The sequence below is a fragment of the Mannheimia cairinae genome, assembly GCF_028649535.1.
GTDB classification, from domain to species: domain Bacteria; phylum Pseudomonadota; class Gammaproteobacteria; order Enterobacterales; family Pasteurellaceae; genus Mannheimia; species Mannheimia cairinae.
On sequence record NZ_JAQSJE010000011.1, the window covers coordinates 39,971 to 63,579 of the forward strand.

The following is a 23,609-nucleotide window of genomic DNA, read 5'->3' on the forward strand; positions in this document are numbered from 1 at the left end:
ATTTTTTACAAAAGACTCGCTTATTATCCTTGTTTAGATTTACTATCAGATGCAAGAGCTAGTAAGTTAGCAAAACTAACGTCCTCATTTATTAGCTCTCCTGCAATTTCACCTCTATTGAATACTAACGCTCGATTACATAAATGAGCGATCTCTTCAAAATCTGTCGAAATCACAATAATAGCTATTCCCTCAGCAAGCGCCTTGTTAAGTAAGTCATAAATCTCGGCTCTTGCACCTACATCTACACCTGCAGTCGGATCTTCTAAAATCAGTATTGGGGTATTAAGATGCATCCAGCGTGCCAACACAATTTTTTGTTGATTCCCTCCTGATAATGCACTTGCATCAATAAACAAATTTTTAGGACGAATATCAAATAATTGGAATTTATACCAACTTTCTCCCCATTCCTCACGGCGAGAATAGCGTTTTAATGCAGAATGCCCACTTAATGCAGGGTTGATAAATAAGTTTTCGCTAGTTGTCATCGACATAAAGACACTTTCACGTGTACGATCTCCTGCAACTAAAGCAATTCCTTTATGAATCGCATCTTGTGGATCTTTTGCTGAATAAGGCTGATTAGCTAAACGAATTTCGCCTTGATCTAAAGTCCTCTCACCAAATAGTAAACGACCAATTTCCTCTTGTCCTGCTCCACGCAATCCGGCCAGAGCTATCATTTCACCTTTGTGTAATTTGAAATGAACAGGGCCGGTATCGCCAACAACAACATTTTCTAACGAAAGAATTTCTGGCGTGCCAGTTGGTAAATCAACACGTTGTCTTCCACGACTTTCTTCCCCAACAATAGCTTTTACTAGACCTTTTACATCATAGAGCGTGGTTTGACCTTCTGCGACAGGGAATCCATCTCTCATAACAAGGATACGGTCTGAGATTGCAATAACTTCATCTAATCGATGCGTTACATAAATCATTCCTACGCCTTGATCACGTAAACGATTTAAAACCGTAAATAAGTGTTCCACATCAGAAGCTGGAAGAGAGGCAGTTGGTTCATCTAATACCAAAATTTCTGCATTAACAGCAATAGCACGAGCAATAGCAAGTAGTGCTTTTTCAGTACGGCTTAAATCGAAAACTCTCGTATCAGCCGAAAGCTTGATACCAACAAAATCTAATGCTTTTTGCGATTGTTCTCGAACTTTTGCCCAATCAATTAACCCGAACCGACGGGGAAAGCCCATTACAAATGCCATATTTTCAGCAATAGTCATCCATTCAATCAATCCTAAATCTTGGTGAATGAAGGCTATTGGCTTTTTATTCCCTTTCTCAAGGGCCTGAGCTGATTGGATTTTTTGGTTATGAAATAAAATCTCACCTTCATCACGGTCGTAAATACCAGCAAGAATTTTAATAAGAGTAGACTTTCCAGCCCCATTTTCTCCAAGCAGTGCAACTATTTCTCCTGGATGGATATCAAGGCTGACATCATTCACCGCAGTATGGCTACCAAAGCGTTTGATGATATGTTGTAAACTTAAAATGGGTTGTGACATTGCTCACCCCTTATATAGAAATATTTCGGCAAATAATTATAAAAATGCAATCTTAATAGATGTGTATACACACACCTATTAAGTAACCATCTATCAATTATTTAGCTAACTTATCAATCGCATCCACTAAATCCGCCCCGTTTTTCTCAATAAAGGCTTTTCGAGTGTCACTCGATACTGCATTTTTAAATGGTGTGGTATCTAAATTATCTACAAATTCAATCCCTGCTTTTTTCAGCGATTCAATAATAGTTTGCTCATTCTCTAAATTAAGCTGACGTTGATATTTTCCTGCTTCAACAGCAGCATCTGTAATCGCTTTTTGCTGTTCCGCTGAAAGTGCATCAAATTTAGCTTTATTCATTACCACAATTAATGGTGTGTAGCCGTGGTTAGTAAAGCTGAAGTATTTCTGTACTTCATACAATTTTGCCGACCAGAAAATACCAATTGGGTGTTCCTGAGCATCTACTGCTTTTGTTTCAAGGGCTGTATAAAGCTCAGAAAGAGGCATTGGCACAGGGTTTGCCCCTAAAATAGAAAACGCTTGAATATACATTGGGTTTTGATTGGTGCGAATTTTTAACCCTTTAATATCTTCAGGTTTAGTAATTGGCTGTTTAGAATTTGAGAATGCTCTAAAACCAACCTCCCAGAACGCTAAACCTTTTAAACCTTGTTCCTCAAGCGATTTTAATAAACCTTGTCCAATTTCACCATCTAACGCTGCATAAGCATGGTCACGATCTTTAAAAATAAACGGAATATCAATAACATTTAGTTGTGGCACTAAGCCGGTGAAGTTTGAAGAACTCGACATTGCTAAGTCGATAGTACCACCACGCACACCACTAATTGCAGTTTGAGCATTACCAAGCGTACTATCTGCAAATAAGCTTAACTTAAGCGATTTTGCTGATTTTTCTTGTAATAAATCATTAAATTTTTTAGCCGCAATATGCTGAGTATCAGAGCGAGGTGCTTCATAAGCAAAGCGAAAAGAGGTTTGAGCATGTGCAGTGGCAAAAATAGAAAAACTAGCAACTAATGCAGCAACAGTTTTGAGATTGAAGAGTTTCATAATATTCTCCTACATTGATGTAGAAACTCCCTCCGAAAAGGAGGGAGCTTTAATAAAAAATACGATTAGTTAGCTAACGCATCTACTTGTTTTAATAATTCATCACCGTGTTTTTCAACGAATGCTTTACGAACTTCTGCCTCAATCGCAGCTTTAAACGGTGCATTATCAACTTGTTCGATCACTTCAATGCCTTGTTTACGTAATTTTTCAATGATCTCTTTTTCATTTTTCACATTTAAATCACGTTGGAATTGACCTGCTTCTTTTGCAGCTTCCACTAATGCAGTTTGAAGCTCTGGCGATAAACCGTCGAATTTCGCTTTGTTCATTACTACGATTAACGGAGTATAGCCGTGATTTGTTAAACTTAAATGTTTTTGTACTTCAAAAAGTTTAGACGACCAGAAAATACCGATTGGGTGTTCTTGAGCATCTACTGCACGAGTTTCTAATGCAGTGTAAAGCTCTGCTAATGGCATTGGCACTGGGTTACCGCCTAACAATGTAAATGCTTGAATGTACATTGGGTTTTGGTTTGTACGTACTTTTAAGCCTTTAATATCTTCAGGTTTAGTAACTGGATGTTTAGAGTTAGAGAATGCACGGAAACCAACATCCCAGAATGCTAAGCCTTTTAAGCCTTGTGCTTCTAAATCTTTTAATAAGCCTTGACCGATTTCGCCGTCTAATACTTTGTACACGTGTTCACGATCTTTAAAGATGAACGGAATATCAATTACATTTAATTTTGGCTCTAAACCAGTGAAATTTGGCGAACCTGACATTTCAATATCAATAGTACCGCCACGTACCGCACTAATCATTGTTTGTGCATTACCTAAAGTACTATCTGGGAATAATCTTAATTTAATTTCTCCCTTAGTTTTTTCTTTAAGTAGATCATCAAATTTTTTCGCTGCAATATGTTGGCTGTCTGAGCGAGGGGCTTCGTAACCAAAACGTAGAGAAATTTCAGCCATTGCCGAAGAACTCATTACGGCAACGCCTGCCACTAATGCTGCTAAAGTTTTTAAATTAAAAAGTTTCATAGGGTTCTCCTGTGATAAAAAATGGTTTATAAGCGGTCGTTTTTTGCAAACTTTTCACAATTTTTAACCGCTTGTCTCAGAGGTTAAGGTTACTTTATTGCATCCAACTTAACGGTACTAAAATCAACGATGGGAAGAATACAAATAAGAGTAATAATACAAACATCATTATCAGATAAGGCATTACACCTTTTGCTGCTTGGTCAAACGGTAATTTTGACACACCGGTAATCACGTTTAACACATTACCTACAGGTGGCGTAATTAAGCCGATTGAAGTATTTAAAATAAAGAGTACACCGAAATAAACTGGGTCTATCCCCGCTTCTTGTACTAATGGCATTAATACCGGTGTTAAAATCAAGACGGTTGGAGTTAAATCCATTACCATTCCGATAATAAATACCGCAAACATAATCACTAATAACAATGTGGTTGGGCTTTCAATTAATGGCTCGAGCAATTCGGTCAGCATCATCGGAAGTTCCGCAATGGTAATTAACCAACCCGTTACATTAGCAGCCGCCACCAAGAACATTACTACTGCGGTTGTTTTCGCTGCGGCTAGAACCACTTTATATAAGTCTTTTAGCTTTAATTCACGATAAACGAATAATGAAACAATCAACGCATAGAAGGTTGCAACCGCCCCTGCTTCTGTTGGGGTAAACATTCCTGAACGGAACCCACCAATGATAATAACTGGAAGTAATAATGCCCAAATACTGTTTTTAAATGAGATGCAAAGCTCTTCTTTAGTTGCTTTTGAGAACGTCATTAAATCTAAACGTTTTGCTTGCCACCACCAAAGTGTTGCTAAACAAATACCCATCATAATGCCAGGGAAAATCCCGGCTAAGAACAATTTAGTAATAGAAACACCGCTTGCAACCCCAAATACAATAAACGGAATAGAAGGCGGAATAATTGGTGCAATGATACCAGCTGTACCAATTAAGCCTGCAGAACGGTCAATCGGATAGCCTGTCGTTTTCATCATCGGCAATAACATTGCCGCAACCGCTGCGGTATCTGCCACTGCAGAACCTGAAAGGCTCGCCATAATCATAGCAGCAAGAATAGCTACAAAACCTAAACCACCACATTTATGCCCGACTAATTTCATCGGCAAATCGATAATACGTTTAGATAAGCCCCCCTCATTCATAATTTCACCGGCTAAGATGAAAAATGGGATTGCCATTAACGAAAAGCTATCTGCTCCGCTTACAATCTGTTGAGCAAGAATTTGGGCATCGAATAGATCCAAATGTACCATTAATGCCACACCACAAACTAATAGCGAGAATGCAACGGGAATACCTAATAAGATAGAACCGAGTAATACGGAAAGAAAAATTACAACTGTCATTTAGCTTCTCCTTTCGCAATCACACCAATAGTTGCAACAACACGAGCAATGATTAATACACCAATTAATGCACCGGCAATAGTGCTTGCAAGAAAGGTAATTCCTTGTGGCAAACCTGAGATCGGTGCAAGGTTATTAATATTTAAGTTAAATTGCGTCCAACTACCATCTACAATTAAATAGCAACAGAACAACATTGCCAAATCAGTCAAAACACTTAACACTTTAGCTACAAATGGCGAAAGTTTATCTGTCAGAATGGTTACTCTAACGTGCTGATTTTCACTAAAAGCTAATACCGCTCCTAAAAAAGCTAACCAAACAAACATAAAACGAGAAATTTCTTCTGTTACGTTAATACTGCTATTAAAACCATATCGCAATACTACGTTTAGAAAAACCAAAATAGACATTGCCGATAAAATAAGCACCGCCAATGCTTCTAAAATTTTTCCTACTAGTTGAGCAAAGGCTTTCATAAAGACTCCTTAATCTCACTCATTGCAATTTTGACAACAATTTTGCGAATCATTTTCTCACCTGCAAAAATTGCTGTACGGTGGGCATCTTCAGGGAAAAATACGGCAAAATTGCCTGCCACACAGTGGAATTCATTTTCATTTTGAACAGATGAATAGAATTTAATATCACGCTCAGGGTTGTATTCCACTGCAACAGGGTTATTGCCTAAATCAATGGAAGTAGCCATCAACTCCACCCCTTTATGCAAATATTGCACATCTAAGTAATTTTGATGAACCTCAGGTTGGAATGCTGATTTTTCTTTTGTTTCCAGATCTAATACTTGTACATAAATGCTACGACCTTTTAACTCATAAACACCCGCATCCATTGCATCAAAATCGGTATTTTTTAAATAATCTAATGCAAATTGAATTGCCTTTGGATACTGAGCCGGATTGTAATTTGAAATATGTCCGAAAAACATAACTTGCTCCGTTTGTAAAATTTGGGGAAAATCTAACCGCTTGCATTTTCAGGTTAATAAAAAATTCGCTCTATCAGATCCCCCTCTTTAGCAAAGAGGGGTTAGGGGAGATTTGATTACAATTTCAACATCTCGTATGAACGTATTTTCTTTATAGAGACTGCAATTTCGCCCAAACCGTATCATCAACCGGAATACCATTCGCTTTGTTATCTGCAAGAATTTGAGTAAATTCGTGTCCTGGTAAACGAACCGCTACTTCAGGGTCTGCACGCTCTGCTGTGCGAACATAATCCATAATACGGTTAAGTTTTTCGTCTTTTGTTTTGCCGTCAATTAAGCGATCCACTTCAATCGCAATAAAGACTTGTGATACACAGTATTCATCATCTTTATCTTCTGTTACCGCAGCGGTTGATTCACCGTTAGATAATAGTGTTGCAATCATATCTAACACAATTGATAAGCCTGAACCTTTCCAGAAGCCCATTGGCATTAAGCGACGGTTTTTCTCAACCGTTGCTGGATCACGTGTCGGGTTCCCTTCATCATCAAAGCCGGCATCAACAAATGTTTGGCGACCTTGTAAGCGATGAATTTCAAGCATTCCGTAAGAGTACATTGAGCAAGACATATCAACCATTGTGATTGGTGTAGTTGGCACTGCCACGATAAGTGGGTTTGTCCCGATACGGCACTCTTTTGCTCCCCAAGGTGGCATAACTGCTAAAGCGTTTGTCCAGCAAATGCCGATATAACCTTTTTCTGCCGCTTGCCAACCGTAAGAACCACCACGCATCCAGTGGTTTGCATTACGTAAAGCCACCACACCGATACCGTTTTGTGAGGCAAGCTCCATTGCTCTGTCCATCATTTTTTTCGCAGTTAAGTTACCGATTGCTTGGTGGGCATCCCATTGTTCAATTGCACCTAATGAAAGTACTTTAGTTGGCACTGCTTCCGGCACAATATCGCCATTTTCTAATTGTTGAATAAAACGAGGGAAACGGTTTACGCCGTGTGAGTAAGCACCTGCTTGGGTTGTATCAGCAAATACGGTTGCACACTCTTCTGCAATCTCTTCACGTACATTGCGAGAAAGTAATACACGTTTAAACTGTGCTTTTAAATCATCATAAGAAACTCGAATAGTCATAATTAAATACCTCTAAAAATCAAATTATTTCAAATAGTAAAATCACGTTTCATAAGGTACTCTTTAGACAAACTAAAGTCAATGAAAGCAAAAATATAAAAACCATTTAAAATCAAATAGTTAAAAACATTTTTGTAAATTTGAGAGGTAGATCACACTTTAGAACAGTAATAAAATAGGAAGAAATGGGAAAAGCAAGCGGTTATTTTTTTGTAAAAATTTCACAAAAAACAACCGCTTGTAAATGGAAGATTAAAGTGGGAATAGAATTGGGATCATAAATACAGAAAGTAGCATCACTAATACCGTAAATGGCACACCAACTTTTATAAAGTCCATAAATTTGTAACCTGCTGGAGCCAGCACCATAGTATTCACTGGAGAAGAAACCGGGGTCATAAAGGCGGCAGAAGCAGAAACCGCAACGGTCATTACAAATGGTAATGGCGAATAACCGAGTTGGCCTGCAATCGCAACAGCGATTGGCATTACTAAAATTGCGGTTGCCGTATTGGAAATAAAGGCACTGATAACCGCAGTAAATATAAACAGAGCCATTAGCACGAAATGTACGTCTAGATCTTGCATTACATCAAGCAAGAATCGCACGGTTAAATCAACCCCGCCTGTTTTTTGCAAAGCAATAGAAAACGGCATCATTCCAATAATCAACACAATGCTTGGCATATGAATGGAATCATAGGCACTTTTCATATCCACACAGCGAAATTTCCCTAATAATAGACAAGCAATAAGTGCAGCCATTACATTTGGTACAATGCCTGTAATCATCAACACCACCATCACTAATACGGAAAACAGTGCGTGCGGTGCTTGGCTTAATGCCGGCGGAGCTTTTTTGCTTTCCTCAGGGGTGCGTAGCAAGAAGAAATCTCGATTATCTTTATCTAGACGATGAATTTGCTGCCATACGCCCATTATCAACAAAATATCACCAAATTTCAGCGGTGTATCTAATAAATCCTGCTGAATAACCTCTTCTCCTCGTTTTAAGCCAATAACACTTAAATGGTATTTTGAACGGAATTGAAGTTCACGAATAGTTTTGCCAATACATTCAGCTTCTGGCATAACTGATAATTCCGCCATACCTACCGATTTAGAATGGGAAGAAAAATACTCGCCTTTTAATTCAATTTGACGTAGATTCAGTTGTTCACAATATTGTTGATAGGTTTCATCATCAAGTGCAGTATCTAACAATAAAATATCTTTCGGCTGAAAAATTTCATTTACCGAGGCATTGATGGTAATTGTTCTAAAATGTTTATTACGTTGAATAGCAATAATATTTAAGCCATACTCAAAACGTAGGTTTAACTGACTAATAGATTTACCTACAAATTCAGAATCTGGCTCAACTAATGCCATTTTGGCTCTACCCTTTAGCTGATACTCCTCAATTAAATTTGCCATTGAAAAATCTTGTATTTTGCCTTGAGCCTCGCTTTCCTCACCGTTATCTAACCAACGGCGAGCAATCAGCATATAGCCAATTCCTAGCACTAACACCATTAAACCAATGGGTGTAAAGCTAAAAAAATTAAATCCCTCGAAGCCTGATTTCACTAATTCAGAATGAGCAACAAGGTTAGGGGGAGTTGCAATTAAGGTCATCATTCCACTAATTAAGCCTGCAACACTTAATGGCATCATTAAACGACGAGGCGAAATGCCCATACCAGAACAAATCGCAAGCACTACCGGAATAAAAATAGCGACAATCCCCGTTGAACTCATAAAAGAGCCTAGACCTGCAATCGAAAGCATAAGAAGTATCAGCACCTTGGTTTCATTAGCTCCTGAAACCCGCATTAACCAATCACTAACTTGATTTGCAACACCGGTTCTTACCAGCCCTTCTCCCACAATAAAAAGCAAAGCTATCAGCACTACGTTAGGGTCACTCAACCCCGCTAAGACTTCTTGCACAGATAAAATATCCGTAATGCTAAAAAACAGCATTACAATCAGTGCGACAATATCCATTCGCAGTTTGTTTTGAATAAACTGCCAAATAGCAAAGACTAATAATGCCATTGTCCAAAACAGTGGTTGTTGAAGAAAATTAGGAAGAGAAGAAATGAGAGGTTGCATAATCATATCCTTAAAACAATTTAAGGATAGATTACACTTCTTTGCTAAAAGAAAAAAGCCGAAGTCGTCAAAAAACCAACAGAAATTAAGCTTAAAGCGGACTTTCTACATTTAGTTGTTCATCAATTTCTGTTACCGCTAGAATAAGACTGGAACGAATGATTTTTTCTAAACGCATTTGTTGCATTTGAAATAACATAGAATCTTTATTTTCCATTGTGGTTTTAACATTCAATAATTCATTAATCGGCAAAAAATCAATGTGGTGTAAATCTTTTGCAAATTGAATTACCGCAGGATGAGAAAAAGTAAATTCTTCCTCTTCATCTTTCAAATGCCGTTTCACTTCTAAAAAAAGTGAAATATCTTCAAACACTTTAGGTGAAATCACACCAAGCCCAAGTAATACTTTTAAACGAACAGAAAGATCGGCTAGCGGCCCTTGATGTTCAAACAAGGAATCCACTACCGATTTTAGTGCAAAATCCGTTTTACGAAATACTCGCTCAATCAACTGTTCAACATCCTTTGTAAACAGTTGATTTGCCAATGTGAAAAAGCCTAATAAACTAGGCTCTTCACTGAGTTTATCTATATAGTCCACAATAGCTTAATTATTATTGATAAAGAGTAACCACTTTCTCGATAACAGCTTGGTCAGTTAAGCCTGTATATTTTTCAACTGCTGCCGCCACACCATTATTTGCAATAAATTCTGCTAATTCAACCGCTTGTGGGTCATCTTCATTACGATATTGTAATGCCATTACCACGCCATTGACTAAATGTGTATGAGGTAAACCATACTCTAATGTGCCTGAAAGCGGTTTGATTAAGCGGTCATTCGGGCTTAATTTACGGATTGGCTCACGACCTACTCGGTTTACATCATCATTTAAATACGGATTTGCAAAGCGTTTTAAGATTTTTTCGATATAAGCTGCGTGAGCTTGAGGGTCAAAACCGTAGCGTTTAATTAGCACAGCACCGCTTTCTTCCATTGTCGCTTTAACGGCAGATTTAACCGATTCAATCGCAATCGCTTCTTTAATCCATTGCACACCAGCTTGTTTGCCTAAATAAGCACAAATCAGATGTCCTGTATTTAAGGTAAAGAGTTTACGCTCAACAAATGCCATTAAGTTATCGGTTAATTCCATTCCTTTAATATCTGGAATAGTACCGTTGAATTGAGTTTTATCCACAATCCATTCGCTAAACTCTTCAACAGTTACCTCAAGCGGATCGTCTGGATTAAGCTCTGCCGGTGGTACTATTCTATCTACCGCAGAATCTACAAAACCTACTGTTTTTTCAATCGCCGCTTGTTGATCTGCCGTTAAGTTTTCAAAAATTTTACCTTTAAAGAAAGTTGTGCCACGCACCATATTTTCACAAGCAATAATGTTTAATGGTTGGGTATTACCACTTTCTACACGAGCCACTAAGGCTTTGGCAAATAACGGAGCGATAAAACCAAGTACATTTGGGCCAACTGCAGTGGTAATTAAATCAACAGTTTTGACTTGTTCAATTACTGCGGTTTCATCTTTCGAGTTGATTGCTGCAATATTTTTTACTGTTTCGACACGGCTGGCATCGCCTACAATTTTTACACCGTATTGTTTGTTTTGGTTGATTTGGTCAATTTGCGTTTGGTTAATGTCAGCAAAAGTGACAAAAACACCAGAATCCGCTAATAATTTACCGATAAAGCCACGACCAATATTGCCAGCACCGAAATGAAGTGCGTTCATAATTTATTCTCCGAAAATAATGTAGTGATAGCAACCAACGCCCACGTTGGAGCTTCTATTTTAACTTTAAACTTATAAAAACAAAGGCACAAGCGAGAACGCTTGCACCCTCAAAAAGTGATTACTTCGCTAACAACGCTAACACTTCATCTACATTTGTAGTTTGTGTTAGGGTTTTCATTGCTTCGTCATCATCTAAAGCATTAGTAATTGCACTTAAAATTTGAATGTGATCATTACCTTTTGCGGCAATACCTACAACTAATTTTGCTACGCCATCTTCTTCATCAGTAAAGCGTACACCGTTTGGATATTGGCAAACCACAATCCCAGTTTTTAACACGCTATCTTTAGCATCAGAGGTGCCGTGCGGAACAGCTAAACCTTCGCCTAAGTAAGTTGAAACCATTTCTTCACGGGCAAACATTGCATCGACATAACTTGGTTGTACAAAACCTGCTTTAACTAATTGTTCACCTGCAAAACGAATCGCATCTGCTTTAGTTTCAGCTTGTAAGCCTAAAAATACTTGTGCTGCTTGTAATTTTAAACCTTCTGGCTGAGTTTCTGTATTTGCAGAATTTTCAACATTTTGCACCGCTTGTTGTGGCTGAGATTGACCTAATTTTGCGACTAAACCATCATAGAATGCACTGTCTAAGAAGTTAGTTAAAGATAAATGCTGTGCTGAACCTACACGTTGTTGAGCACGAGCGGTTAGGTCTTTGTGAGTAATCACTAACTGTGCATCTTGCGGTAAATCGTTAATTGCTAGGTTTTGTACTTCAATGTTTAAGCCGGCTGCCTGTACTTTTTTACGTAACATACTTGCACCCATTGCACTTGAGCCCATACCTGCATCACAAGCTACATAGATTTTACTCACGTTGCCATTTAAAGTAGAGGTTGCCCCTTTACTTTCTGCTTTCATTGCTTGTGTTTGAGCTTGTGCATCTTCAAGTGAGGCTTCGCCTTTTTGCATTTTTAGTAAAACGGATGCAATCGCAAATGTTACAGCACAAGAAAGAACAACTGATGCAATTACCGCAAAGTGAGCACCTGCTGGTGTCATTGCTAATACCGCAATAATTGAACCTGGAGATGCCGGAGCACTTAACCCACCGCCTAATAATGAGTTAGTTAATACACCTGTTGCACCACCAGCAATAACCGCTAAAATCAAACGAGGATTCATTAACACATACGGGAAGTAAATTTCGTGAATACCACCTAAGAAGTGGATAATAGAAGCACTACCAGCCGTTTGTTTCGCCGTACCACGACCAAAGAACATATATGCAAGTAAGATACCAAAACCAGGGCCTGGGTTCGCTTCAATTAAGAATAGGATAGATTTACCCACTTCTTGTGCTTGTGCCGTACCTAGTGGTGTGAATACCCCGTGGTTAATCGCATTGTTTAAGAACAAGATTTTTGCAGGCTCAACAATAATAGAGGTTAATGGTAATAAACCAGCATCAACTAATGCACCAACACCTGCACCCAATAAAGTAGAAAGTTGAGTAACAATACCACCAATGAAAGCGAAAGATAACATCGCTAAAATCATACCGATAATACCTGCTGAGAAGTTGTTTACCAACATCTCAAAACCACTTTTCACTTTACCTTCAATGGCTTTATCAAAAGTTTTGATTGCCCAGCCACCAAGAGGGCCCACAATCATCGCACCCAAGAACATTGGGATTTCGCTACCAACAATAATACCCATTGTGGTAATTGCACCAACAACAGCACCACGCTCGCCGCCGACTAAACGACCACCGCTATAACCGATTAAAAGTGGTAATAAATAAGTGATCATCGGGCCAACGAGTTTCGCAAAACTTTCGTTTGGTAACCAACCTGTTGGAATGAAAAGTGCGGTAATAAAGCCCCAAGCAATAAAGGCACCGATATTCGGCATTACCATATTAGAGAGAAAACGCCCAAAACCTTGGACTTTCACTTTTAAATTAGACATAAAAACCTCGAAAAAGGAGAGAAATATTAGGGTTGAATAAATTGATGAGTAAATTAGCACCACTTTGAAAAGTTACAAAAATATTTCTCTTAAAAATGTGAACTAGATCACATTAAATTTTTGAGGCTAATTTTAAAAATGTGATCTAGTTCACGCTTTTGTGATTTTTAGTACATAAAAAAGCCCAAACATTGCTGTTTGGGCTTCTGAAAAATATTCATTTACAGTACTTTTGCAGAATAATTTAATTTTTCGACCGCTTGTATCAATTTTTCATTCTCAACATTAGGTTTTACAACCACATTCACTTTGCGTTCTTTCATTGAGGCTTTAGTTGAAATAACTCCATCGACTGCACGGAGTTCTTTATTCACTAAATAAACACAAAGCTGGCAGTACATTTCTGGAATTTCTAAAACAACATTTTTCTCAGCTTGTTCTGTTGCTTGTGGTGCTTGCTTTTCCTCTGCATAAGCGAAAGGAACGCTTACTAAAGATAAACCTAAAATCAGTAATAGTTTTTTCATTTTATTCTCCGCCTTACATTTCTAAAATATAAGGTAAAACATAAGGGTAGGTTAGAAAGAAGATCACTACCACAAACACAATCCAATATAAAATCACTAACGTTTTTCGAGAAAGGTATTTGGTGCAGATAATTTTATTGGAAAAATTAAGTAACCAAAAACCGTAGCCAAAAGCAATGAGTGAAAGAATTAACATTGGTAGTTGTAAAAACTCCAACTGGTTTAACTCCATTAACCAAGGGGAAGAAATCCCGAATACAAGATAAACCAATGGGGCAATACAACAGAGTGTGGAACCGACCGCAGTGGCTACTGCGGCCACACACATAGTAATGAATTTACTGTTATAGCTCTTTTGAGATGAATTCATAACCAAATTCTTTCGGAACAAAGTAATTTAATGGATCGCCCCCCACTTCTGCATAAGGGTAACCAAAGTTATTTAATGGGGTTAATTCCGGTTGTGGATATAAATCAAAATCACGACCGTGGTTAAAACCAACCCAGTTCATTTCCCAGTTGCCGAATAGGTATTTTGAAACGGCTTGCACATCCGCATCTGATACTTCTTTTTTCTCTGCTAAACGCATTTTTGCTACATCTGCTGAATCTACCGGTACCCAGCCAAAACCAGCCAAATAGAACTCTGCACGGCAGTGCTGACCACCACTTTCGTTGGCAATACCATCTTTGGAGCTACCAAAGGCTGTTTTAGAATATTGGCTCATTTTATCCGCTTTACCTAAACGGATACCAAAGACTTCACGAGCTGGAATATCAGACGCTCTGGCTAAGGCGACAAACACAGAGTTAATATCGGTACATTTTCCTTTTAGCACTTTAGTGGTTAAGATTTTTTCCACATCACCATCACCACAACCAATAACAGAGTTATCACGCTCCATATTATCCACAATCCAGTTGTGAATAAGTTCGGCTTTTTTCAGTGGATTTTTCTCATCGCCAACAATTTTATCAGCATACTCTTTTACGATACCGTCGGTTTTAATGTGTGCGGTTGGTTTTAAATATTCCAATACATCAACCGAATAGATGATTTTTTCCGGCATTTGGTAATTATCTAACGCACCTTGTGCCATTGGCTCACGATCTTTGGTTTCGATCAACAACTTCACTTTCATATCACGTTTTGGGGCATCAGCATCCCAGCTAGCAAACAAGGTTTTGGCACCATAAGCGTTGTTTTCTGTGATATAGGCAGTTTTGTAACTTCCCTCAAACTCAATAGATTTAATCTCTTGATATTCGGTTGTAGAAGGCAACGGAATCCATAAATTGGTTACGCCAGAAGAGCCTTGTGGCACGACTAAATCATAAGATTGCGTAAATTCGTAAGTATGGGTGTTAGTGTGGAAATTGTTTTGTTGAACAGGTGCGGCAAAAGCTGTTGCGCAGCTTGAAGCCACCAAAGAGGCAATAAGTTTATTCATTGAATGATCCTTATTAGAGTGAAAAACAGTTAAAACTTAACATATTAAGTATTCTAACTACGGATGAGGTTGCATAGTAGCCAATAAAAAATTGAAAAGCAATAGCCTCTCTCAAATAATCTTTAGTAAGCACAAGCGGTCTGTTTTTTCTTCAATTTTGTAAATTTTGAAAGAAATATCACCGCTTAGTTATTTCAACACTTGTATTTATAAAAATCATCCCCATTAACTTTCCTTGTATTCATTTTTAATACATAACTTAACAAAATTCAAAAGGAACACATAATGGCATTAGATTTCAACTCAGTGGCTTTAGAATCAGTAGAAGCAAAAGGCGGATACGGTATCGGTTTACAAATTGGTCAGCAACTTTTAGGTAGTGGTATGGATGTAAGTGCTGAAGCGGTTGCTCGTGGTATTTACGATGTATTAAACAACAACCCACCTGCTGTTGACATTAACGAAGTTACTGCTGCGTTACAAGAATTAGGCCAACGTGCAGAAGCAGCACAAGCAGAAGCATTCAAAGCGATTGATGCAGAAAACAAAGCATTCTTAGAAGAAAACAAAAAAGCAAAAGGTGTTGTTGTAACAGATAGCGGTTTACAATATGAAATCTTAACTGAAGGCACTGGCGAAAAACCAACAGCAACGTCAACAGTACGTGTTCACTACACAGGTTCATTAATTGACGGTACTGTATTTGATAGCTCAGTACAACGTGGGCAGCCGGCAGCATTCCCAGTAAACGGCGTAATTCGTGGTTGGACAGAAGCATTACAATTAATGCCTGTTGGTTCAAAATGGCGTTTAACTATCCCTCAAGAACTTGCTTATGGCGAACGTGGTGCAGGTGCATCAATTCCTCCATTTGCTACTTTAGTTTTTGAAGTGGAATTATTAGATATTCTTTAATCTAAAATAAATAGAAAAAGCCCTGTAAAATCAATTTACAGGGCTTTTTAAATACTTTAACCCGCTTTAGAATTTCCAATGAATAAGAAAAAATCGCTCATCACTCGCTTTCTCAAAAATATCTTTATATACGGTGGCTTATTTATCATCGTGAGTTTTCTGGTCGATTGGTATAGAGCTCCAACCGCTCCAGCTCAATTTGGGCAACAAGTACAATACGATATTCAAAACCAACCGAAGATCATTGCTCAATTAAGCCACAACAAACCAATGCTTCTCTATTTTTGGGGAAGTTGGTGCCATTACTGCAAAGTGGTTTCGCCAAATATTCAGCAATTTGCAAATGAAGGAATGGAAGTGTTAAGTGTGGCACTAAAATCTGGTAGTGATATGGAAGTAAAAAATTATCTTGATGAAAATGGCTACGCTTTCCCAACCTTAAATGACCCAATGGGCGAATTTTCTCAAGGTTGGAATATTCAAGCCACACCAACGATTTTAATCATTAAAGATAGTAAAATTTTACACCACACGACAGGCTATACCAGCTATTGGGGGTTAAAAATTAGGTTATGGTTATCGGAATTGTTACCGTAAAAACCCTTGCCTGTTATTAAATGAGAAAAACAACAGGCACTAAATTCATCGTAATCATTGTGGTGATCGATAAAATCAGCCTTGATGAGCCAAAAATAAAACCTCGGTTCTTTCCGTTATCAAACTTCACTAATAAATTTGCCATTGCGGTTAAAGCGTACACTTCCACCACCGTAAAAATAACCGTATAAACGTAAGCAGCAGTTAAAGTGGCAATTTTTACCGTAATAAACCAAGGTAAAATCATTGCAACGGCTAAAATTGGTGAAATCCAAATCAGCTGAGTTTTGGTTAAATTGATTCGTCTGGAGAAGGAAGACTGAAGACTGACCGTTAAAATACCGTTAATAAACAAAGCGATAGGCGAATGTTCTGGCACGCCTAGCACTTTATCAAATAGGTACGGAAAGATAATAAAATAGGATGAGGCAACGCTTAACGGCACAAATAGCATTAAGTGAGCGAATAAAAACTCTTTACTGATAATTTCTTTAATTTGAGCAAAACGGAATTTTACCTTTTCACTCACACCTTCCACACCATAAAAAGGTTTTACCATAAAGGCGAATAGTGCCGCCTCAAGTAAAAAGCAGATCCAAATCAGCGTTTCAATCAGCTCAAACTTAATAAAAGGGATAACGATAAGCGGAGCCAGCATTGACGACATACTGGTCACTTTTAAATATTTGCCTTGCAATCGGGTTTTTGCGGCATATTCATTGCCGGCTAAGGCGAGTAAACAGGCTCGGGCATTGGTACCGAATAAACAGCTCCCTAAGCCGAAGCAAGTGGTTGCTAACAATAGCACCATATAGTTATCCGCCGCTAAAAACAGCATATAGGCAAGCACATCTAACAAACAGCCGAGCAACATCATTTTCGCCAACCCATAACGGTCGCCCCAAATGCCAGCTAAAATCGCCAAAGCTTGATTACAAAACAGTAATAACGAAAGCGAAAAAGCAATTTGAGCGTTGTCTAGCCCTTTATCTTTGAGATAAAAGAAAAAGACACTCTGCATTGAAAAAAATGCAGTGGTGGAAACAAAACGGCGAGTGAGTAAGAGTTTTTCTAAAGGCATTTTGGCATTGGGGATAAATAAAAGGGGATATTCTACTCTCTCCACTTATCGTGAGCAATCACACCGCCTTTTATTTTACCTTTTCCGTTGGTTTCGGTATCATAGCCACTATTGAAAGCGGTCGGATTTCCGCAATTTTTTGCAAATTATTTATCAAAAACGACCGCTTGTTGCACAAATTTAAGGATAACAAATGAAAGAGACTATTGTCGCCCAAGCCACCCCTATCGGACGTGGCGGTGTGGGGATTCTACGTGTTTCCGGCCCGCTTGCCGAAACCGTGGCAGAAGCCGTATTGGGTAAAAAATTAAAACCTCGCTTTGCAAATTACCTCCCCTTCAAAGATGAAGACGGCACTGTGCTAGACCAAGGCATTGCCCTATTCTTTAAAGCCCCAAACTCCTTTACGGGCGAAGACGTGCTTGAACTACAAGGACACGGCGGACAAGTGATCTTAGACTTGTTGATGAAACGCATTCTACAAGTTGATGGCATTCGTATTGCTCGTGCCGGGGAATTTTCCGAACAAGCATTTTTAAACGATAAATTGGACTTAGCCCAAGCCGAGGCGATTGCCGATTTGATTGATGCGACTAGCGAACAAGCAGCTCGTTCAGCATTGAAATCGCTACAAGGCGAATTTTCCAACAAAGTCAATGAACTGGTGGATTCCGTCATTTATTTACGCACCTATGTTGAGGCTGCAATCGACTTCCCTGATGAAGAAATCGACTTTTTGGCCGACGGTAAAATTGAGAATAAATTAAACGAAATCATCGCCCAATTAGACAGCGTTCGCAAAGAGGCAAAACAAGGCTCAATTCTGCGTGAAGGAATGAAAGTAGTGATTGCAGGTAAGCCGAATGCAGGTAAATCAAGCTTACTCAACGCATTAGCGGGCAGAGAGGCGGCGATTGTAACCAATATTGCCGGCACCACCCGAGATGTGTTGCGTGAGCATATCCATATTGACGGAATGCCGTTGCACATTATTGACACCGCAGGGCTTAGAGATGCGAGCGATGAAGTGGAACGTATTGGAATTCAACGAGCGTGGGATGAAATTGCTCAAGCCGATCACGTGTTATTGATGATTGACAGCACCGAACAGCAAGCCGATCAATTTAGGGAAGAATGGGCGGATTTCTTGGCAAAACTACCACAAAACATTCCTGTTACTGTGATTCGTAATAAAGTGGATTTATCGGGCGAGCCAGAAGGCTTAATTCAGGTTGAAGATTTCACAATGATCCGCCTTTCCGCTCAAACTAAAGTGGGCGTGGATTTACTCAGAGAACATCTTAAAAAATCAATGGGTTATCAAAGCTCAACTGAAGGTGGATTCCTTGCTCGTCGTCGCCATTTACAAGCCCTAGAAACTGCTGCAACTCACTTAGAGCGTGGACATATTCAGCTTACCCAATTCTTCGCCGGCGAATTATTAGCCGAAGAGTTGCGAATGGTGCAAAATGCGTTAAGCGAAATTACCGGGCAATTTACCTCCGATGATTTGCTCGGCAATATTTTCAGCTCATTTTGTATCGGCAAATAAGAGGGCAAAATGGCTCTGTTTCACGCTTTTCAAATGCAATGTAAGCAACTGCTCCCAAACACAACAGATTTCTTAATCGGCTTAAGTGGCGGAGTGGATTCCGTGGTGTTGTTACATTTATTTGCTCGCACAAAGCAAAATATTCGAGCCATTTATATCCACCACGGCTTAAGCCCTAATGCCGATAGCTGGGCTGATTTTTGTGAACAATATTGCAAGCGGTTGAATATCCCTTTTATTTTGCAAAAAGTGGTGGTTGATAGCCGTGAAGGGATTGAAAACGGAGCAAGAACCGCCCGCTATCAAGCATTCCGACAACATTTGCAACCAAACGAAGTGCTTGCCACCGCTCATCATTTAGACGACCAAGCGGAAACCTTCTTTCTTGCTTTAAAACGTGGCAGTGGCATTAAAGGCTTATCTGCGATGCAAGCGGTCAGTTTTTTGCAAAATTTTACACTTTTCCGACCGCTACTAACCTTTAGCAAAGCAGAGTTACTATCTTATGCTCAGCAACATCAGTTGTCTTGGATTGAAGATGAAAGCAATGCCGACAGTCGTTACGATCGCAATTTCCTTCGAAATGAAATCCTCCCCACGCTCAATCAGCGTTGGAATGGATTTAGCCAAATGGTGGCAAGATCCGCTCAACATTGTGCCGAACAGCAAAACCTAATTGAAGAGCTATTAGCCGATGAACTTGCCGATAGAATAGGCGAAAAAAATCAATTCTCTATTGCAGGCTTTGAACAATTCTCACAAGCCAAGCAACAGCAACTTCTCCGTTTATGGCTGGAAAAAAATGGCTTGATGATGCCCAGCCAAGCTCAATTACAAGCGGTTATTTTTGAGCTGATTTTTGCAAAATCGGATAAAAACCCACAACTGAAACTCGGCGATAAGATTATTAGACGCTATCAGCAAGCAATTTATATCACAGAAGAAATACCAAATATTCCGGCATTTGAGATTCAATTAGCGGTGGAAACAGAGCTTGAACTGCCTTATCAGCTGGGTAATATTATTCGTTATAATCACGAGATTATTTGCAAAAAAGACGGAAAAACAGACCGTTTGCAACTGCCTATTGAGCTTGCAGATCAAAGGTTGATGCTTAGAGTTGGGCAAAAAGGTAAGGTCAAACTTTACCGCAAGCCACATCGAGAAGAGATGAAAAAGATTTGGCAACAGTACCAAATCCCCGTATGGGAACGTGAACGCACTCCCCTTATTTTTTGGCAAGAAGAGTTAGTCGCTTGCTTGCCTTATTAACTTTTTTCTAGCCTCTTGGATGATATTTTTGATGTAACGATTTCAAGCGAGCTTTCGCCACTTGGGTATAAATTTGTGTAGTGGATAAATCGCTATGCCCAAGTAACATCTGCACCACTCGTAAATCTGCACCGTGATTGACTAAATGGGTTGCAAAAGCGTGGCGTAAAATATGTGGCGACAGTTTATCGCTATCAATACCGGCCAACACCGCATAATGTTTAATGCGATGCCAAAAGGTTTGCCTTGTCATCTGCTGACCACGGCGACTTGGAAACACTACATCAGATTGCTGATTATTCAACAAAATCGGGCGACCGTATTGGAAAAACTCCTGTATCCAATAATTTGCTTCTTCGCCCAGTGGCACTAATCGCTCTTTATCCCCTTTCCCAATAATTCTTACCACACCTTGTTTTAAGCTTAAATTATCTGTTGAAAGTGAAACCAACTCGGTTACTCGAAGCCCCGTGGCATACAATAATTCAAGCATCGCCTTATCTCGCAATTCGATAGGATCTAGCGTATTCGGGCAATCTAATAGATCCATCACTTGCTCTTCGCTGAGTGATTTCGGTAAATGAGCTGGCTTTCTCGGCGAAGTTAAAGTGAGCGTTGGATCATCTTTTCGATAATTTTCAAGATACAAAAATCGGAAAAATTTACGTAAACAACTTAACATACGGGCAGAACTTGTCGCCTTATAACCCTGTTCCAAACGTTCGCCCAAAAAACCTTGTAAATCAATAGGATCAAGAGTGAGAAAGGCTTTAGGTGCAGAGAAATAATCGGCAAAACGCTCTAAATCAGAACGATAAGAGGCAACGGTATTTTCAGATAAACCGTGCTCTTGCCATAAAGTATCAAGAAATTGTTCGATAATAGGGTCTAGTTCAGCCATACAAGCGGTTAAATTTAAAGGAAATTTTGCAAATTTTAACAGACTTTATCATATAAAAAACAAAACCGATTAACTATTGCTAATCGGTTCTAATATTAGGCTGTTATTTCAATAAATCTTGCAAGCTCAATTTCATTTTTGCCACTTGTTCTAAATAAAGTTGCTTATTTTCTAATTCATCTGTTAATTGAACAATGGCTTCTGAAAGGGTTAAATTTTGGCTTTTGGCATATTTAGACAACCTTAGCCAGCTAGAATATTCTAAATCGATAGATTTCTTCTTCGTTGTTTGTTTTTCTGCATTGAAAAAACGCTTTCTTTTTGCCCTTACCGATTGACGCATTTTTTTGCGTTGCTCGGGTGTCATTTCCGACTTAATCCATTTCTCCACTTCTTCTGGCGAATCTTGCAATGTTGAGAGAAACTGCACTTTTAAATCGATTAAACTTTGTTCTTCATACTTGGTAATATTTTCACCTTCTCGGTGTTTTTTAAGCAGGTATTTCCACTTCCAAGTCGTCTCTTGAGTAATTAGTTTTTGGTATCGCATAGTAGTAAATTGTTATAGGAAATATAAGCTATGTTTAGCAAGTATATCGGAATTCTGTATAATAAACCAAATTTTCGATAACGAGGCAAATTTGTGACAATATCTTTATTAGATGAACAAGCATTGATACTAAAACAGGATTTTTCCAACTTAAATGAGACTGTTCGCTTTTTCGATTTTCAACCCCAAGCTAAACAAGCTTTAGATCAATTTATTCAGGCAAAATTTGGCTCTTTATTAGTGATTAAGTCAGAGATTTTTCCTGAGTTTTTAAATGAAATTACAGACTATCTGCCTTCAAATAGCCCGGTCGTAACTAAAATGGATTTTAATAAAAATAACTTATTTGGGTATCATCTCTTTTTAGAAAGAGAACATAAGTCTGAGTATGTAAAAGGGGCAATTCAAGAAGCGGATAACGGCATTTTAATTTTAAATGTTAATTCTTTATTATTAGATATTACCCAGTGGGATAAGCTCAAACAAGCCTTATTATTTGGCGAATATGAGCCTCATTCGGTCAATTATTCTCCCTATTTTTTATCTAAAGAAAAATCAACTTTTAAATTGATTCTAATTGGCGAGAGAGACGATATTTCTACTCTAATGGCCTATGATGATGGGCTATATCAAATAGGGCAATATACTGAAATTAAATCTTATTTATCTCTTCATCACAATATTCATCAATGGGCAAATTACGTGCAAAGCTATGCCAAAGAGACAATTAATAAATCTTTGTCAAATATTGCGATGAATCAATTTATGCAAGCTTATATTAGAGAAAGCGAAAGCCAAGATCTGATTTCAATTTCGCCAACGCTATTGAAAAAGCATTTACGTAGTATTCAAACCTTTTATGCTGATGCAGAAAAAATCGAAAGTGTAAAAGACTACTTTGATTATTTAGAAAATCAATCAGCTGTCTTAAATGATTATACCGTTGAAGATATTCTTACACATCAGCTTTATATTGAAACGGAAGGGGAAGAAATCGGGCAAATTAATGGGTTATCCGTTATTGATTTTGATGGAATTCCTCATAGCTTTGGTGAACCTCTGAGAATTAGCTGTAATGTGCAATATGGTGATGGCGAAATTACCGATATTGAGCGAAAAGTGGAACTTGGTGGAAATATCCACTCTAAAGGGATCATCATTGCTCAATCTTGCCTGGCCAATTTATTAGAGCTGCCGACTCAACTTCCGTTTTCTGCTTCTATTGCTTTTGAGCAATCTTATGGTGAAATCGATGGCGATAGTTCATCACTTGCTATTTTTAGTGTATTAGTCAGTGCTTTATCAAAACTAGCTTTACCGCAAGCCATTGCAGTTACAGGGGCTATCGACCAATTTGGTAATGTACTAAGTGTGGGAGGAGTTAATCAAAAAATTGAGGGATTTTTCAAAATCTGCCAAGCTCGCAAACTAACAGGTAAGCAAGGGGTTATCATTCCAGCCGCTTGTGTCAGCCATTTAAGTCTAAAAACAGAAGTGATTGAAGCCGTACAAAAAAATCAATTTAAAATTTGGACTGTTGAAAGTGTATTTGATGCCGTAGAAATTTTATTTGGATGTGATTTTTATAATGATGAAAATAACCTAAATAAGAGTGACAAAGAGTCTCTGTTCTCATTAATTCATCAGCAATTAGAAGATAGCCATAATGAAGAAATCAGCATTTCATTTTTTAAAAAAATCTATAAAAGATTAAAATTCGACTGATCCGACAAGTCAACTTACAACTGTTCACTGAATTAAAAGT

The 23,609-nt window shown here is 38.5% G+C and carries 22 protein-coding genes; 5 read left to right on the plus strand and 17 right to left on the minus strand.

Annotated features, from left to right (window positions below; translation table 11 throughout):
- Positions 1-23: 23 nt before the first annotated feature.
- From PTQ27_RS11095 to PTQ27_RS11160, 14 genes are all read right to left on the minus strand, one after another.
- On the minus strand, positions 24-1,529 hold the full coding sequence (locus PTQ27_RS11095; protein WP_273749818.1) for a sugar ABC transporter ATP-binding protein: 1,506 nt from the start codon (positions 1,527-1,529) through the stop codon (positions 24-26).
- 97 nt (positions 1,530-1,626) lie between these two features.
- The gene (locus tag PTQ27_RS11100; protein ID WP_273749819.1) at positions 1,627-2,610 is read right to left on the minus strand and encodes a TRAP transporter substrate-binding protein; all 984 of its coding nucleotides are present in this window, start codon (positions 2,608-2,610) and stop codon (positions 1,627-1,629) included.
- A gap of 65 nt (positions 2,611-2,675) precedes the next feature.
- Positions 2,676-3,662: a TRAP transporter substrate-binding protein gene (locus PTQ27_RS11105; protein WP_273749820.1), complete on the minus strand. Its 987-nt coding sequence runs from the start codon at positions 3,660-3,662 to the stop codon at positions 2,676-2,678.
- A 94-nt stretch (positions 3,663-3,756) separates the two neighbouring features.
- A complete protein-coding gene (locus PTQ27_RS11110) occupies positions 3,757-5,034 on the minus strand; it encodes a TRAP transporter large permease subunit (protein WP_273749821.1) in 1,278 nt (425 codons plus the stop codon).
- On the minus strand, positions 5,031-5,513 hold the full coding sequence (locus tag PTQ27_RS11115; RefSeq protein WP_273749822.1) for a TRAP transporter small permease: 483 nt from the start codon (positions 5,511-5,513) through the stop codon (positions 5,031-5,033). Before PTQ27_RS11115 ends, PTQ27_RS11110 begins: the two co-directional genes overlap by 4 nt.
- Positions 5,510-5,983 carry a NanQ anomerase/TabA/YiaL family protein gene (locus PTQ27_RS11120; protein ID WP_273749823.1) on the minus strand — a complete coding sequence of 158 codons (474 nt, stop codon included), beginning with the start codon at positions 5,981-5,983 and terminating at the stop codon, positions 5,510-5,512. Before PTQ27_RS11120 ends, PTQ27_RS11115 begins: the two co-directional genes overlap by 4 nt.
- Before the next feature lie 151 nt (positions 5,984-6,134).
- A complete protein-coding gene (yiaK, locus tag PTQ27_RS11125; RefSeq protein WP_273749855.1) occupies positions 6,135-7,133 on the minus strand; it encodes a 3-dehydro-L-gulonate 2-dehydrogenase in 999 nt (332 codons plus the stop codon).
- Positions 7,134-7,391: 258 nt separating this feature from the next.
- On the minus strand, positions 7,392-9,257 hold the full coding sequence (locus PTQ27_RS11130) for an SLC13 family permease (RefSeq protein WP_273749824.1): 1,866 nt from the start codon (positions 9,255-9,257) through the stop codon (positions 7,392-7,394).
- Positions 9,258-9,348: 91 nt separating this feature from the next.
- Positions 9,349-9,864, minus strand: coding sequence for an MltR family transcriptional regulator (locus PTQ27_RS11135; RefSeq protein ID WP_273749856.1), 516 nt, complete (start codon positions 9,862-9,864; stop codon positions 9,349-9,351).
- 10 nt (positions 9,865-9,874) lie between these two features.
- Entirely contained in the window at positions 9,875-11,014 is a 1,140-nt protein-coding gene (locus PTQ27_RS11140) for a mannitol-1-phosphate 5-dehydrogenase (RefSeq protein WP_273749825.1), read from the minus strand.
- A gap of 121 nt (positions 11,015-11,135) precedes the next feature.
- The gene (locus PTQ27_RS11145) at positions 11,136-12,998 is read right to left on the minus strand and encodes a PTS mannitol transporter subunit IICBA (RefSeq protein WP_273749826.1); all 1,863 of its coding nucleotides are present in this window, start codon (positions 12,996-12,998) and stop codon (positions 11,136-11,138) included.
- Positions 12,999-13,219: 221 nt separating this feature from the next.
- Positions 13,220-13,525 (minus strand): cation transporter, encoded by a 306-nt coding sequence (locus PTQ27_RS11150; RefSeq protein WP_273749827.1) that lies wholly within the window; start codon positions 13,523-13,525, stop codon positions 13,220-13,222.
- A 13-nt stretch (positions 13,526-13,538) separates the two neighbouring features.
- Positions 13,539-13,895, minus strand: a complete 357-nt coding sequence (locus tag PTQ27_RS11155) for a mercuric transporter MerT family protein (RefSeq protein ID WP_273749828.1) — start codon at positions 13,893-13,895, stop codon at positions 13,539-13,541.
- Complete coding sequence (locus PTQ27_RS11160; protein ID WP_273749829.1) at positions 13,870-14,976, minus strand: transglutaminase-like domain-containing protein; 1,107 nt, start codon at positions 14,974-14,976, stop codon at positions 13,870-13,872. Before PTQ27_RS11160 ends, PTQ27_RS11155 begins: the two co-directional genes overlap by 26 nt.
- A gap of 285 nt (positions 14,977-15,261) precedes the next feature.
- Here PTQ27_RS11160 and bamJ point away from each other — a divergent pair, with 285 nt between their 5' ends.
- Both bamJ and PTQ27_RS11170 read left to right on the plus strand, forming a co-directional pair.
- On the plus strand, positions 15,262-15,891 hold the full coding sequence (gene bamJ, locus PTQ27_RS11165; protein ID WP_273749830.1) for a BamJ family beta-barrel-assembly machinery protein: 630 nt from the start codon (positions 15,262-15,264) through the stop codon (positions 15,889-15,891).
- A gap of 78 nt (positions 15,892-15,969) precedes the next feature.
- Positions 15,970-16,488 carry a protein disulfide oxidoreductase gene (locus PTQ27_RS11170; RefSeq protein WP_273749831.1) on the plus strand — a complete coding sequence of 173 codons (519 nt, stop codon included), beginning with the start codon at positions 15,970-15,972 and terminating at the stop codon, positions 16,486-16,488.
- Positions 16,489-16,504: 16 nt separating this feature from the next.
- On the opposite strand, the gene PTQ27_RS11175 is transcribed toward PTQ27_RS11170, so the two are convergent.
- Positions 16,505-17,569, minus strand: coding sequence for an MFS transporter (locus PTQ27_RS11175; RefSeq protein WP_273749832.1), 1,065 nt, complete (start codon positions 17,567-17,569; stop codon positions 16,505-16,507).
- A 193-nt stretch (positions 17,570-17,762) separates the two neighbouring features.
- On the opposite strand from PTQ27_RS11175, the gene mnmE reads away from it, so the two are divergent.
- Positions 17,763-19,121 carry a tRNA uridine-5-carboxymethylaminomethyl(34) synthesis GTPase MnmE gene (gene mnmE, locus PTQ27_RS11180; protein WP_273749833.1) on the plus strand — a complete coding sequence of 453 codons (1,359 nt, stop codon included), beginning with the start codon at positions 17,763-17,765 and terminating at the stop codon, positions 19,119-19,121.
- Positions 19,122-19,130: 9 nt separating this feature from the next.
- On the plus strand, positions 19,131-20,393 hold the full coding sequence (gene tilS / locus PTQ27_RS11185) for a tRNA lysidine(34) synthetase TilS (protein WP_273749834.1): 1,263 nt from the start codon (positions 19,131-19,133) through the stop codon (positions 20,391-20,393).
- A gap of 7 nt (positions 20,394-20,400) precedes the next feature.
- Here the strand turns inward: tilS and xerD are convergent, their stop codons facing one another.
- Both xerD and matP read right to left on the minus strand, forming a co-directional pair.
- Positions 20,401-21,294 (minus strand): site-specific tyrosine recombinase XerD, encoded by an 894-nt coding sequence (gene xerD, locus PTQ27_RS11190; RefSeq protein ID WP_273749835.1) that lies wholly within the window; start codon positions 21,292-21,294, stop codon positions 20,401-20,403.
- Positions 21,295-21,397: 103 nt separating this feature from the next.
- On the minus strand, positions 21,398-21,844 hold the full coding sequence (gene matP / locus PTQ27_RS11195; RefSeq protein WP_273749836.1) for a macrodomain Ter protein MatP: 447 nt from the start codon (positions 21,842-21,844) through the stop codon (positions 21,398-21,400).
- A gap of 93 nt (positions 21,845-21,937) precedes the next feature.
- Here matP and PTQ27_RS11200 point away from each other — a divergent pair, with 93 nt between their 5' ends.
- On the plus strand, positions 21,938-23,569 hold the full coding sequence (locus PTQ27_RS11200; protein WP_273749837.1) for an AAA family ATPase: 1,632 nt from the start codon (positions 21,938-21,940) through the stop codon (positions 23,567-23,569).
- Positions 23,570-23,609: the final 40 nt, after the last annotated feature.

Bases quoted from the DNA above. Each gene is read 5' to 3' on its own strand.
- PTQ27_RS11120 (WP_273749823.1), bottom strand. From the start codon at position 5,983: ATGTTTTTCGGACATATTTCAAATTACAATCCGGCTCAGTATCCAAAG.
- PTQ27_RS11095 (WP_273749818.1), bottom strand. From the start codon at position 1,529: ATGTCACAACCCATTTTAAGTTTACAACATATCATCAAACGCTTTGGT.
- PTQ27_RS11110 (WP_273749821.1), bottom strand. From the start codon at position 5,034: ATGACAGTTGTAATTTTTCTTTCCGTATTACTCGGTTCTATCTTATTA.
- PTQ27_RS11170 (WP_273749831.1), top strand. From the start codon at position 15,970: ATGAATAAGAAAAAATCGCTCATCACTCGCTTTCTCAAAAATATCTTT.
- xerD (WP_273749835.1), bottom strand. From the start codon at position 21,294: ATGGCTGAACTAGACCCTATTATCGAACAATTTCTTGATACTTTATGG.
- tilS (WP_273749834.1), top strand. From the start codon at position 19,131: ATGGCTCTGTTTCACGCTTTTCAAATGCAATGTAAGCAACTGCTCCCA.
- matP (WP_273749836.1), bottom strand. From the start codon at position 21,844: ATGCGATACCAAAAACTAATTACTCAAGAGACGACTTGGAAGTGGAAA.
- PTQ27_RS11160 (WP_273749829.1), bottom strand. From the start codon at position 14,976: ATGAATAAACTTATTGCCTCTTTGGTGGCTTCAAGCTGCGCAACAGCT.
- PTQ27_RS11145 (WP_273749826.1), bottom strand. From the start codon at position 12,998: ATGTCTAATTTAAAAGTGAAAGTCCAAGGTTTTGGGCGTTTTCTCTCT.
- PTQ27_RS11100 (WP_273749819.1), bottom strand. From the start codon at position 2,610: ATGAAACTCTTCAATCTCAAAACTGTTGCTGCATTAGTTGCTAGTTTT.
- PTQ27_RS11140 (WP_273749825.1), bottom strand. From the start codon at position 11,014: ATGAACGCACTTCATTTCGGTGCTGGCAATATTGGTCGTGGCTTTATC.
- PTQ27_RS11175 (WP_273749832.1), bottom strand. From the start codon at position 17,569: ATGCCTTTAGAAAAACTCTTACTCACTCGCCGTTTTGTTTCCACCACT.
- PTQ27_RS11155 (WP_273749828.1), bottom strand. From the start codon at position 13,895: ATGAATTCATCTCAAAAGAGCTATAACAGTAAATTCATTACTATGTGT.
- PTQ27_RS11115 (WP_273749822.1), bottom strand. From the start codon at position 5,513: ATGAAAGCCTTTGCTCAACTAGTAGGAAAAATTTTAGAAGCATTGGCG.
- PTQ27_RS11105 (WP_273749820.1), bottom strand. From the start codon at position 3,662: ATGAAACTTTTTAATTTAAAAACTTTAGCAGCATTAGTGGCAGGCGTT.
- PTQ27_RS11150 (WP_273749827.1), bottom strand. From the start codon at position 13,525: ATGAAAAAACTATTACTGATTTTAGGTTTATCTTTAGTAAGCGTTCCT.
- PTQ27_RS11130 (WP_273749824.1), bottom strand. From the start codon at position 9,257: ATGCAACCTCTCATTTCTTCTCTTCCTAATTTTCTTCAACAACCACTG.
- mnmE (WP_273749833.1), top strand. From the start codon at position 17,763: ATGAAAGAGACTATTGTCGCCCAAGCCACCCCTATCGGACGTGGCGGT.
- bamJ (WP_273749830.1), top strand. From the start codon at position 15,262: ATGGCATTAGATTTCAACTCAGTGGCTTTAGAATCAGTAGAAGCAAAA.